Source organism: Myxosarcina sp. GI1(2024) (genome assembly GCF_053543375.1).
Genome location: NZ_JBKGTY010000001.1, coordinates 1093680 through 1106219, shown reverse-complemented (window position 1 = coordinate 1106219; position 12540 = coordinate 1093680). Strand labels below are relative to the sequence as shown.

Annotated in this window: 12 protein-coding genes and 1 pseudogene; 3 read left to right on the top strand and 10 right to left on the bottom strand. The window is 40.7% G+C overall.

Annotation, left to right across the window (positions count from 1 at the left end):
* Window positions 1–39 precede the first annotated feature (39 nt).
* Entirely contained in the window at window positions 40–1215 is a 1176-nt protein-coding gene (locus ACLFKQ_RS05285) for a glycosyltransferase (RefSeq protein ID WP_448998812.1), read from the top strand.
* Window positions 1216–1246: 31 nt separating this feature from the next.
* On the opposite strand, the gene ACLFKQ_RS05280 is transcribed toward ACLFKQ_RS05285, so the two are convergent.
* The gene (locus ACLFKQ_RS05280) at window positions 1247–1924 is read right to left on the bottom strand and encodes a phosphorylase family protein (RefSeq protein WP_448998811.1); all 678 of its coding nucleotides are present in this window, start codon (window positions 1922–1924) and stop codon (window positions 1247–1249) included.
* Window positions 1925–2019: 95 nt separating this feature from the next.
* Between ACLFKQ_RS05280 and lepB the strand changes: the two genes are divergently transcribed.
* Window positions 2020–2637, top strand: coding sequence for a signal peptidase I (gene lepB, locus ACLFKQ_RS05275; protein WP_448999461.1), 618 nt, complete (start codon window positions 2020–2022; stop codon window positions 2635–2637).
* Window positions 2638–2648: 11 nt separating this feature from the next.
* On the opposite strand, the gene ACLFKQ_RS05270 is transcribed toward lepB, so the two are convergent.
* From ACLFKQ_RS05270 to asnS, 5 genes are all read right to left on the bottom strand, one after another.
* Entirely contained in the window at window positions 2649–4001 is a 1353-nt protein-coding gene (locus ACLFKQ_RS05270) for an FAD-dependent oxidoreductase (RefSeq protein ID WP_448998810.1), read from the bottom strand.
* A gap of 72 nt (window positions 4002–4073) precedes the next feature.
* Complete coding sequence (locus ACLFKQ_RS05265; protein ID WP_448999460.1) at window positions 4074–5351, bottom strand: Glu/Leu/Phe/Val family dehydrogenase; 1278 nt, start codon at window positions 5349–5351, stop codon at window positions 4074–4076.
* Between the two features lie 399 nt (window positions 5352–5750).
* Complete coding sequence (locus tag ACLFKQ_RS05260) at window positions 5751–6269, bottom strand: SH3 domain-containing protein (protein ID WP_448998809.1); 519 nt, start codon at window positions 6267–6269, stop codon at window positions 5751–5753.
* A 4-nt stretch (window positions 6270–6273) separates the two neighbouring features.
* Window positions 6274–7791 (bottom strand): AAA family ATPase, encoded by a 1518-nt coding sequence (locus tag ACLFKQ_RS05255; RefSeq protein WP_448998808.1) that lies wholly within the window; start codon window positions 7789–7791, stop codon window positions 6274–6276.
* A 54-nt stretch (window positions 7792–7845) separates the two neighbouring features.
* Entirely contained in the window at window positions 7846–9237 is a 1392-nt protein-coding gene (gene asnS, locus ACLFKQ_RS05250; RefSeq protein WP_448998807.1) for an asparagine--tRNA ligase, read from the bottom strand.
* A gap of 200 nt (window positions 9238–9437) precedes the next feature.
* On the opposite strand from asnS, the gene ACLFKQ_RS05245 reads away from it, so the two are divergent.
* Window positions 9438–9662 carry a hypothetical protein gene (locus tag ACLFKQ_RS05245; RefSeq protein ID WP_448998806.1) on the top strand — a complete coding sequence of 75 codons (225 nt, stop codon included), beginning with the start codon at window positions 9438–9440 and terminating at the stop codon, window positions 9660–9662.
* Window positions 9663–9886: 224 nt separating this feature from the next.
* On the opposite strand, the gene ACLFKQ_RS05240 is transcribed toward ACLFKQ_RS05245, so the two are convergent.
* The 4 genes and pseudogenes from ACLFKQ_RS05240 to ACLFKQ_RS05225 all read right to left on the bottom strand — a co-directional run bounded on the left by ACLFKQ_RS05240 (window position 9887) and on the right by ACLFKQ_RS05225 (window position 12501).
* Window positions 9887–10156 (bottom strand): potassium transporter TrkG, encoded by a 270-nt coding sequence (locus ACLFKQ_RS05240; protein ID WP_448998805.1) that lies wholly within the window; start codon window positions 10154–10156, stop codon window positions 9887–9889.
* Window positions 10077–11414, bottom strand: coding sequence for a TrkH family potassium uptake protein (locus ACLFKQ_RS05235; RefSeq protein WP_448998804.1), 1338 nt, complete (start codon window positions 11412–11414; stop codon window positions 10077–10079). Before ACLFKQ_RS05235 ends, ACLFKQ_RS05240 begins: the two co-directional genes overlap by 80 nt.
* Before the next feature lie 19 nt (window positions 11415–11433).
* Window positions 11434–11838, bottom strand: coding sequence for an NAD-binding protein (locus tag ACLFKQ_RS05230; protein WP_448998803.1), 405 nt, complete (start codon window positions 11836–11838; stop codon window positions 11434–11436).
* 144 nt (window positions 11839–11982) lie between these two features.
* Window positions 11983–12501, bottom strand: a pseudogene (locus tag ACLFKQ_RS05225) (DUF4385 domain-containing protein).
* Window positions 12502–12540 lie beyond the last annotated feature (39 nt).

Genomic DNA, 12540 nt, shown 5'->3' with positions numbered 1-12540 from the left:
AAAAAGTAAACTACTTCATATTGCATTTTTCTTGGCTTGATGAATACGCTTTGGTTGATAGTTACCTGTTTATCTTTAATTATTTGGTTATATTTAATCTTGTTTTGGGGGCAGTTTTGGCTTGCAGATCGCAGAATTACAGAGAATCTGGTAGAGTTGGAAATTTATCCTCGTGTTAGGGCAATTGTTCCTGCCAGAAATGAAGCCAGTGTCCTACCAATTAGTTTGCCTTCTCTGTTAAACCAAGATTATGCTGGTAGTTTTTCTACTATTTTGGTAGATGATAATAGTACGGATGATACGGTCAAAGTTGCGTGTGAAGTGGCAAAAAAAATACAACAAAATCAAAGAATCAAAATAGTTTCGGGACAAGCTTTACCCGATCGTTGGAAAGGCAAACTTTGGGCGATCGCGCAAGGTATCAATTTTGCCAACCAACAAATACCAAAACCAGATTATTTTTTGTTAACTGATGCCGATATCAAACACGATCGCCATAATTTAACTCAGTTAATTATGAAAGCTGAAACCGAAAATTTAGATTTGGTTTCATTAATGGTCTTGCTGAGGTGTGAAAGTTTTTGGGAGAAATTATTAATTCCCGCTTTTGTATTTTTTTTTCAGAAACTATATCCTTTCCCTTGGGTAAACGATCCCGAAAAACCTATTGCAGCGGCAGCGGGAGGCTGTATTTTGATTCGTCGTGAAGCTCTAGAAAATATTGGCGGTATTGAAGCGATCGCAGATACTTTAATTGATGATTGTGCTTTAGCAAAGGCAATTAAATCTAATAGCAATAATCGTAGTAAAATTTGGTTGGGGTTAACCGAAACTACAGTTAGTTTGAGAGCTTACGAAAATTTATCAACTATTTGGGATACTATCTCTCGCACTGCTTTTACTCAATTAAATTATTCTGCTTGGTTATTAATCGGAACAGTTTTGGGTATGAGTCTAGTTTACTTAGTTCCACCAATCGGATTTATTTTAGGTTTAATTATTAATAACTGGACAGTTGCTATTATAAGTTTTGTCGCCTGGCTATTAATGACTATAGCCTATTTACCAACGGTTAAATTATATAAAATATCGAGTTTCTGGGCATTAACTTTACCTGCGATCGCTTGTTTGTATACTTTAATGACTATCGATTCGGCAATAAAATACTGGCAGGGAAAAGGAGGAAAATGGAAAGGAAGAACTTATTCAGAGTAAACTGCTATAAGCTCATTGAAATAGATTTTAATTATCGATTAATAAATAACTCTGTAGTAATCTGTTGCAGTGCTGTTAATCCAACTAAAGAACCCCTAATCAATCTGGCGGCAGCTAAAGGCTGTCGTAACATCGCGATCGCTAAACTCCCCGTTTTTAAGTTACCCTCACCATCGATCGCCTGACTGAGATCGGGTAAGTCTCCTGTCAGATCGTCGCTGACTACTCTCAACATTGCCACTGCTACCCCTCGTTTTTGTAACTCTTCTAAATAAGCAAACCCTTCCATATCGATGACGCTGGTATGATATATCTCAGCCAGACGTAACTTCTCTTCAACTCCACAAATCGGGCAATCGCTAGTTAGGGAGTTGGCGAAAGAAAAAGAAGTAGAAAGCTTTTGTCCAATAACTTCAGTCAGAGACTTGTCCGTAGCCAAACTTTTTTTAGCAAAATTACAGCTTCGATACAGTATTTTATCTCCTACGTGATGTCGAACAGATAAACTACCACATAACCCCATAATTAAAACTGTTTGAGGCTCGAGCTGCCAAAATAGTTGCTGTTCTAAATGCTCGGTAATATGATTAATTCCAATAGGAATGGAATTTACTTTAATTTGTTGGCATTTTGCCCGTTTTAACCCCCGATACACTGCCTGATACTCTGCACCTTGAGGAACTAAAATAGCATCGATTGACAAATTCATTTAAACTTCACTTTCTAGTGCTCGCTCGCACCGAAGTGTACCTTACTAAACCGAGAATTGCTATAGTTAGCAACAGGCTACACCGTCAACAATTTATGACCTTGAAAGAAAAAAACCTCAACGTTAAACAGAATAACTCCACTTCTAAAATAGACAACCCTCAACGAGAAGTTAAAAAAACTAACTGGAGAGGGCAATTTAGAGAAAACGCTACTACTGTAGGAATAGCTTTAGTTTTGGCATTCTTAATTCGGGTATTTATCGCCGAACCTCGCTATATTCCATCTGATTCAATGTTACCAACTTTGATACGTGGCGATCGCCTGGTGGTGGAAAAAGTTGCTTATAAATTTTCTACTCCTGCTAAGGGAGATATCGTAGTTTTTCAACCACCGATGAAATTAAGAGTCTTAGGCTATCAAAAAAATCAGGCTTTTATCAAAAGAGCGATCGCTACAGCAGGAGATACGATTGCAGTAAAAGAGGGTATAGTCATCGTCAATAACCACCCTTTAACTGAAAAATATATTGCCGAACCTCCTGCCTATAATCTTCCACTGGTTACCGTTCCCGAAGGCGAAGTATTCGTAATGGGAGACAACCGTAACAACAGCAATGACTCTCATGTCTGGGGATTTTTGCCTACCAAAAACATTATCGGACATGCTATATTTCGTTTTTGGCCTTTAGAGCGAATTGGTGTAATTAAATAAACCCGAGCGAGTTAATAACTAGCTAAAGTATTGTCAGCGAGTTCTTCAGAAAATTTGCGGCGATCGAATTTATATTTATCTCCCAAAAAAGCAACGATTTTTTCCGTATCATCCAAGGCATTTTGCAAACAGGTGGATGCGCCAGGAGAAGGAGTAATATTAAAAATAATTTTATCTCCGGTAATTTTGGCTTCACCCATTTCTAAGGCTTTAGTATTGAGATTGACGATTTGTGGTCTAACTCCGCCATATCCCCGGGCAAATTTTAATTGTTTTAACTCAATTGAAGGAATAATTTTTTCTACTTCTTTGATAAACAATCTCTTACCAATTAGAGGAAAATCGTAAATAAAGTTAAGCAAAATATATTTAAAAATAACTGGGTCAGAAAGGATTTTTAGAAAACTTTGAATGGCTTTAAGACTTATACCTGCAGTTTGAAAATATTCAATAAATGTAGAATAATTACGCCGTTCTAATAGGGGTAAAACTTTAGCAGTGGGACCAAAACGAGTAATTTTTGGATTATCAACTTCAGGATCGCCATGAATGGCAGCAAAAGGTAGTTTCTCTCTTTGCACGGTATATACTTTGCCGTTTAAAAGTTCGGGAGCAAAATAAAAACTTCCGGCAACGCTGAGTAAAGCATAGTTTAAACCGTATCCTAATGATTTGGCAAATAATAAACTATGTGCTCCAGCAGTAACGGCAACTGTCTTGGCAGTTAAAGTTTTGTCTCCAGTTTGAATATAATAAAGGTCATTTTTTCTGGTTATTTTTTTGACCTTTGTTCCCATCACCGTATCGATATTTTTTTTAGAACGATCGCCCGTAGCGTTTTTTAAAAAAGATACTGCTAGTCGATGATAGTCAATGGTATAGCCTTCTTGAGTAAATAAAGCTAAAATTTCTTCTTCTGGATCTCTCGCTCTCAAGACATTTGGTTCTATCTCGGCAATTTCCGCTCTATTTAATAACTGTAAATCGGGAAATAATTGTTTGAATTCTCGATATCTTTCTCTTAAGTTGGCAATTTGTTTTTCGCCAACTGCCAAAACCATTTTATGGTATTTGGTATAAATCTCCGAGTCGCGATCGTAATTCAAAAGATAGTTTTTAACCAAACTAGCAGCATGATTTACCTTTCTAGCTTTTTCGAGACTATAGTTAGTTTCAATATCACCAAAATGAAGAGTTTGACTATTATTATTTTTATTAGAATTAACTAAAGCAACCTCTGGCTCTTTTTCAATTAAAGCAATATTGTTGATGTTGGTATAGTTACTCAAAACATATAGTAAAGCAGTACCGCAAACTCCGCCTCCAATGAGGATAACTTCATAGGGATGTTCTGAAATATTCATAAAAGACTGCCAAACTTAAAGCTATTTCGATTTTAGTAGATAATCTCTACATTAATCTTTCTGAGCCAATTCCTATTGCCGAACATTAAAGAAATCTTTGGTTCCTTTAGCATCCAAAGCTTCCCCTAGACGGTTTAATCCATGAACGTAGGCAGCAGTTCGCAGATCTATCTGTAAATCGCGAGCAATCGCCCAAGTGTGTTGAGCCTCGGTTATCATCTTAATTTGCAGACGTTGATTGACCTCTTCTAAAGTCCAATACCAACCGTTGCGGTTTTGCACCCATTCAAAATAACTAACCGTGACACCGCCAGCATTGACTAAAATATCGGGAAAAATACAAACACCTTTTGCTTGTAAAATGCGCTCGGCCTCTGTAGTAACCGGACCATTCGCCGCTTCAACGATAAATTTTGCTTTCACATCTGCAGCATTAGCTACCGTAATTTGATTTTCCAATGCCGCAGGAATCAAGACATCCACATCTAAGGCAAGTAATTCCTGGTTAGAGATCTTCTGATGTTCGACAATGCTGCAAACGCTATCTTGACAATAGACTGCTTGAATTTGACGACTGCTATTTTTATGTTCGCGAACGCTAGGAATATCTAAACCTTGGGGAGCGTAAATTCCTCCTTGAGAGTCGCTAATTGCCACTATTTTATATCCTGCTTTGGCTAACAACTCGGCTAGAGACGCACCGACATTACCAAAACCCTGAATGGCAACGGTAGTTTCTTGTGGAGTCCGCTCGAACTTGGGTAAGAGATTTTGCATTACGTAAAATGCACCCGTTGCCGTTGCCGCATCTCTTCCCTGACTGCCACCAAGTGTAAGGGGTTTTCCCGTTACTACTCCCCGACAGAGATGGCGTTTAATCGTGCTGTATTGATCCATGATCCAACCCATAATGGTTGAGTTAGTGTAGACATCAGGGGCGAGAATATCTACATCAACACCAATAAAATCGGCAACTGCATCTACATAAGCCCGACTCAATCTTTCTAATTCGGCTCTCGATAATTCCTTAGGATTGACAGCTACTCCACCTTTCGCGCCACCAAAAGGCAAGTCTAATAACGCACATTTAAAGGTCATCCAAAAAGCTAGCGACTGAACTTCATCGAGAGTGACATTGGGATGGTAACGTACTCCTCCTTTCCCCGGTCCTCTAGTATCGTCGTAACGAACCCGATAGCCAGAAAATACTCGCAGAGAACCATCATCCATGCGTACGGGAATCGAAACACTCAAACTGGCTTTAGGATAGCGCAAACGAGCGATCGCATCTTCGGAAATTTTTACGTACTTTAAGGCTTTTTCCAATCTCTGACTGACACTGGTAAACATAGAGAGTTGGTTTTGTTTCTCGGGAGAAGAAGTTACCGTTGTCTTTACTGCGGAAATTGTCTCAACCATCAGTTTCTCCTGTAATATCCAACTATTTGCTTTCGGACGGTTGGGTAGGCGACTCAATCAGTCGCTGGAGGAAACCTCCAGCGCATGCGATAAAGCGTTGCTCAAATAATTGGTGATATTTCTATTAAAACTTAAAAACAGTATATTTCGCTACAGTTTTATTGTTACTTAATGTCACTTCAATTTACAGCAGTTTTCGTTTGGGTAGACTACATCTTGGTATTAGGGAGGAGTCAGGAGTCAGGAAGCAAAAGAAAATTGGGCGTTTAATAACAAGTATTTGCTTGACAACATTCCTAAACTTCCTAGTGACTTAAAGTTTACAGCCTATTAATAAGAAACTCGTTCTGTATTACCATTTTTAACCCAGCCTTCCTGTTCGCTCCAGGGAAGACGTACTCTTTGCCAGTCATTATCGGCTGATTGTTCCAAGATTATAATTTCGCTATTGTAGGCAATACCGCCAACTCTAGCAGCATTAACGCTTGGTTCGGAGCGCAAACTCAAACCTTGAGGCCAAGTAACCTTTGCTTTGTAGGCATTTGGCGGTAGTTCTGGTTCTGCTGGTTCTGGTTCTGGTTTGAGTTCTGGTTCTGGTTTTGATTCTGCCGCTCTTTCTACAGAAGGAGTTTCAGAAAATGGTTTTGTATCGACACTACGTTGGCGAGCTTTTCTTGCTGCTGCAGTTTCTTCATAAAAGATTGGTTTTTCAGGCAACACCGACATTTTTTTGAAGTAATAGTAGCCAGCACCTACGGTTACTCCGGCAGTTAAAGCTACTCCAAAAATAAAGCCGAGTGCTAATTGCACGGCACCAGATAGACGACTGAGCCAAGTGTGTTTGGTCATAATTTTAATTAAAATGACTCTGAATTCGATCGCTCAAACTATTCTTTTTAGAAGCCAGCCGTGCTTTTCCGGCGGCAACCCACTTTTGCATGAATTGAATTTGTTCTTGAGCGGTTTTAGCCAGAGGTATAATTTGGCTGGCTGCCTCTAAAATATCATCGGTAACGAAGTCTCGGTTTTGGCTAAAGCCGATGTGCATCGCTTCAATAATCGTTTGCTCGATCTCGGCTCCCGAAAACTCCGGAGTTTCATACGCCAGCCGCTTGATATCGTAACTTCCCAGATTGTGGGGACGCAACCTAGCTAAATGAACCTTAAAGATTTCTTCTCTTTCTTCACAATTGGGCAAACCCACGAAAAAAACTTCATCAAACCTACCCTTACGTAAAATTTCGGGCGGCAGAGCCCGAATATTGTTAGCTGTAGCTACCACGAATACAGGGGATTGTTTTTCTGCCAGCCAGTTAATAAAAGTTCCAAACACGCGGCTAGTGGTACCAGAATCTCCTCTGCCGTCGATACCCGAAAACCCTTTATCGATTTCATCGATCCACAAAATACAGGGAGATAGAGCCTCAGCTAATTCTACAGTTTGTCTGGTACGAGATTCCGACTCGCCCACCAAACCACCAAACAAACGCCCTACATCTAACCGCAACAAGGGTAAATGCCAGTGATGGGCGATCGCTTTAGCCGTTAGGGATTTACCAGTACCTTGAATGCCCACCAGTAATAAACCTCTGGGATTGGGCAGTCCGTAGGCTCTAGCGCGTTCGCTAAAGGCACCACCCCGTCTGAGCAACCAGTCTTTGAGATTATCCAAACCACCGATGTCGGAGATTTGTTCGGTGGCGGGATAAAAATCGAGGATCTGAGTTTGGCGAATTGACTGGCGTTTTTCTTCGAGAATTAATTCGGCATCTTCGGGTTCTATCCTGCCGTTGGTAGCGATCGCCATAGTCAAAACTCTTCTAATTCTCTCTAAAGATAATCCCTGAGCCGAACGCACCAGTTCATCTAATAATTGTTCCGATAGATTTTGGTCGATCGCCGCAGTTAATCTCTCGATTTCTGCTCTAATATCTGGTGCTGTAGGTAAGGGAAAATCTACTACCGTCAAAACTTCGGTTAATTCGGCAGGAATTTGAATTTGAGGAGCGACGATCGCGATATTTTTGGGTTGGGATTTAAGCACCCGTGCTAGGTTGCGCAACTGACGAGAAATGGAAATATCTTCTAAAAAGCGGTGAAAGTCTCTGAGAATAAAAATACCGCCTACTTGTTCGGGTAGCTTTTCCGTAATAAATTCTAGTGCCTGTAAGGGATTGCGTTTGCCCACACCCCGAAAATTGGGATTGTTTTGATAGCCACTGACAAAATCCCAAATATAAACGTTACGATTGCCTAATTCTCGTGCTACTGTAGCGATCGCTTTTTCTAATCGTTCTTCTTCTACAGTGGGAATGTAGATTAGAGGATAACAGGCTCTTAATAGTAAACCAAACTCTTGATGAAAACTCATTATTTAAATTGTTAGCTACGTGCTTGTAATGAACTTGTTTTTCTCTGGCTGAATTTAGAAATCGGCACTTAAAGGGGTTCTGGGAAAAGGTATGACATCGCGAATATTAGTCATGCCAGTCATAAACTGAATCAGTCTTTCAAACCCCAAGCCAAAACCTGCATGAGGTACGCTACCGTAGCGACGTAAGTCTAAGTACCACCAAAGATCTTCGGCGATAATATTTGCTTGATTAATGCGCTTCTCTAGGATATCTAATCGATCTTCCCGTTGCGAACCGCCAATAATTTCGCCAATACCCGGAGCGATGACATCCATTGCCGCTACGGTTTTACCGTCATCGTCCAGACGCATATAAAAAGCTTTAATTTCTTTGGGATAATTGGTAATAATCGCCGGTTTTTTAAACAGTTCTTCGGCTAAATAGCGTTCATGTTCCGATTGTAAGTCGATGCCCCAGGCAACGGGAAACTCAAATTTCTTCTTGGCTTTTTCTAATAAGGAAATTGCTTTGGTATAGGTTATTCGCTCGAACTCGCTGTCAATTATATTTTCGGCTTTAGCCAGTAAAGTTTTATCGATCCACTTGTTAAAAAACTCCATATCTTCGGGGCAGTTATCCAAAACATATCGAAAAATGTATTTGAGAAACTCTTCAGCTAAGTTTTGGTCGCCGTCTAAATCGCAAAACGCCATTTCTGGCTCTATCATCCAAAATTCTGCCAGATGTCTGGATGTATTAGAATTTTCCGCGCGAAACGTGGGACCAAAAGTGTAAACATTTTGAAACGCCAACGCCATAACTTCTGCCTGTAGCTGCCCGCTGACGGTAAGATATGCAGGTTTGCCAAAAAAGTCTTGAGTGTAGTCTACTGCTCCCGACTTGGTTTTAGGTACGTTATTTAAATCTAAACTAGTAACGGTAAATAGTTCGCCGGCTCCCTCACAGTCACTAGCGGTAATAATTGGGCTGTGGATCCAGATAAAATTGCGTTCTTGGAAAAACTGATGGATAGCCATAGCACAGGCATTTCTCACCCGAAATACCGCCCCCAAAGTATTGGTACGCGATCGCAAGTGTCCGATGGTGCGTAAAAATTCAAAAGAGTGACGCTTTTTTTGTAGGGGATAGGTTTCGGGATCGGCTTCGCCATATACGGTAACGGAATTGGCTTTTAGCTCGATTCTTTGCCCTTTTCCTGGTGACTCTACCAATATTCCCGTAACCTCTACTGCAACACCAGTATTCAAACGTTTGATAATGCCGTCATAATTGGGCAAGTCGGCATCGAGAACTACCTGCAAACCCGCCAAAGACGAACCATCGTTAATTTCGCTAAAGGCAAAGTTTTTTAGTTCTCGCTTAGTTCTGACCCAACCTTTAATAGTTACGGTTTCGTCTGGTTGACCGTGTTTGAGAATTTCTGCAATGCGTCTGGTTGCCATATCGTAATCTCAGTTAGAAGCGATCGAAAATTTATTTAAAAATAGCTCGAGCGGATACTCAATCTCGATCTAGTTAGTATTTAGATTATTTTATAGTGGTTCTCAGATTAATGAGAGCAAAAACTATCTTTTTCTGCTGCTTGTTGCCTTAATGGCGTGTCGAATAACTTAGTTGCGGTCGAAAAAATAGGTTAATTCAAGTGATATTTGGCAAAAAATTTAAATATTCGCGAATTTATAAAAGCACTAAAGAACAGGCAACCAAACTACTTTGTAATTATCTCAACCCCAGGCACGATATCGATTGCGATGATAAAATTATCGAAATAATCGATCTATTGTTTAAAGCGGTCTTCAGTCGCGTTAAATGTTTGAATATCGCCTCAGAACCGACAAAAGCAGAGGCTTGGAAAGATAAACAGTAACCATAAACTAATGTCACGAGAAATTACTTCATTTGGAAGTTTAATTAGAGGTAAAGCACAGAGAGATTAACTTTGCTAGTTGACGAAGAAAAAACAGAGGCTGTCTGTTAAGAATGTTTCAAGCGTTGCTATGTTTTGTTGCTCGCGACCCTATTCACCCGATAGAGTTTAAAAGAATTTATTCTTGTTGCAACTCACTCCTCACAACTTCTGCCTTCGAGGAATCAACCAGATCGATGCTTATTGACACGCCGATTGATTAACCCTATCGGTAAAGAAACGAGTAATAGCACGGGAAAAATCTCTAAGCGTCCCATCCACATTAAAACTATCAAAACCAGCTTGCCCAACCAAGGCAGATCTGGATGGGTAATACCCGTCGATAAACCTACACTACCTAAAGCAGAAGCAGCTTCAAAAATAGTATCCCCCAGAGTATATCGCGGCGATTGCACTGTCGATAAAATTAATACGCCTAAAGATAAACAACTCAACCACAAAAAAACTAGAATAGCGGCAGTTGCAATAAATTGCGTAGCTTGTTTTTCGGGTAAAAAAAATTTTTCCATCGAGTTGGTAGCGCATCATTTGGTGAGGTAACAGAGTAATACGCTCGAAACTCCAGCCAACACCTTTACAGAGTAACACCAAGCGGATTAGTTTGATACCTCCGGTAGTAGAACTAGCCGCACCGCCGACGATCATAGCGATCGCCAGCAATAATTTTGCTGCTTCACTCCAAGTCTTCACTGGTGCCGTATTAAAGCCGCTAGTGGTCAAGGCAGAAACCCATTGAAACGAGGTATCTAGTAGAGAAGTAGAAGTATTGGCTAAATAATTTAATAATCCCAATCCTACTGTCCCTAAAATCAATAAAATCCACAAGGCTTGATGCTGATTATTTTCGATTAGGGCACTAAAGCGGCGTTTATATAGCAAGCGATAGTGAACGGGAAAACCAATTGCCCCCAAAATCATCATTATCATGATGGCAATTTTTACACTAGCACCATAGGCACCAATACTCTCATTGCGGACACTAAAACCCCCCGTAGAAATAGCGGTTAAGCTGTGATTGAGAGCAGACCACCAAGACATACCGACAACTCGCAACAAAAATATTCCCAAGATCGTGTACAGCAAATAGATGCACCAGATATACTTCACTGTATTTTCCACAGTCAAACCAATTCTCTTGTCTCTGGCTTCTGCGTAGTACAGTCGGTCGGGATTGGAACTCGGTTCGATTACCGCAATAATCAATACTACTATCCCCACACCTCCCACCCACTGCATGAGCGATCGCCACCATTGAAGACAGTGAGGCAATTCATCGTAGTGTAATGCCATCGACAGTCCAGCACTGGTAAACCCTGCCATCGATTCAAAAAAAGCGTTCCCAGGATTGGTAAATTGCAGTACGGTCGTAGAAGTTCCCGGGACGGTTGCTAAGATTCTGGCGATCGCTAGAATTGGCATAGCTGCGATCGAGGGCAAAATTATCCAGCCGAGTGCGGCTGTTAACATGGCGTGAGCGATGCTGCTAGAAACATTAGCTCGACGAAAACGAGATAGTATCTGTCCTGTTAATAATGAAGCTAGAGCGCATAGAGTAAAAGGAGGTATGGCGTAAGTTTCTCCCCACGCCAGACAGACGGGCAGGGCAATTAGTGCCATTACTCCAGGAACGTGCACGAACAAGCCCAGATCTCGTAGGATTGTTCTGATGGTTAAATTAACCTTTAAATTCACTTAGCTCGCGCTCTCTCGTTTAGCGATCGCGATCGATTAAACTATAAAGCTGCTTGGCAATTAGCATTTCTGGTTCGCTCAAAACCCCAACCCCCAATTTTTCAAACATACCTCGATGTCCCCGATCTTGAATCATGGTAACGAGGTTTTTAACGTTGCGCTCTTTACCCAATACCATTGCCATTAAATTTACCGAGTCGTCTTCAGTGGTGGCAATAATCGCATCGGCATCATCTGCTTCAGCTTCATCCAAAATATTTCCACGAGCGATATCGGCATTTAATACTTTTACATCGTATTGTTGCAAAATTTTGCGAGCGCGGTATCGATTTTTATCAATTACCGTAACTCGATGTCCTTGTTCGACTGCTAAAGCCACAAAATAGCGAGCAATTGCGCCCCCGCCAATAACAATAAAATACACGAAGAATTTTTTCCTCAATCGAGAGCGTACTGTCTATTATTTAGATTTAATTATCGTACCTAATATTCAATTTAATTCTCTATAGAGCTTCGGGGATTGTTAGTTGTTAATCATAGCTGACACTCTACAGTTGTCAATCGCTCCTCAACGAGCGTCATTATTCTTCGCTTCATATTTTTGTCGATGCTGTCGGGCAAGCTGTTGATATTGAGAGTTATTTTTAGCTTGCTGCCATTTGACTTTAAAGATCTCTGCCGATTTAGCTTTGACGGGATCGGGTTCGTTGGGCAGAATTTCTTTTCTGGCTGCTTTTTCTGCTTCTGGCGACTCGGCTTGCTGAGGGTTGGTGCGGTACTTTTTGCCGCTTTTATGATTGGCGTAACGCCGAGAACGATTATAGCCCATTTGTAAAAATTTTCTCGACATATCCGCGCCAACAAAATCATCATTGGCTAAATATTCTAAAAATAGCTGGTAAATCTTTTCACTCGATTCGGTAGCGATTTCGGGGTTTTTAAACCGCCAGTAAGGTAAAATTTCCGACTTATAGGGTTCGACTAATAATACTCCCTGTTCCCCTTTGCCAATGCGATACAAATCCGGGCGATCGCGGAAATCTATCTGTTTATAGTCTAATTAATAATCAAACACGCTCGCTAAAATATTTTGTCGATTTCGATCGCACTTATAGCAACGATTACT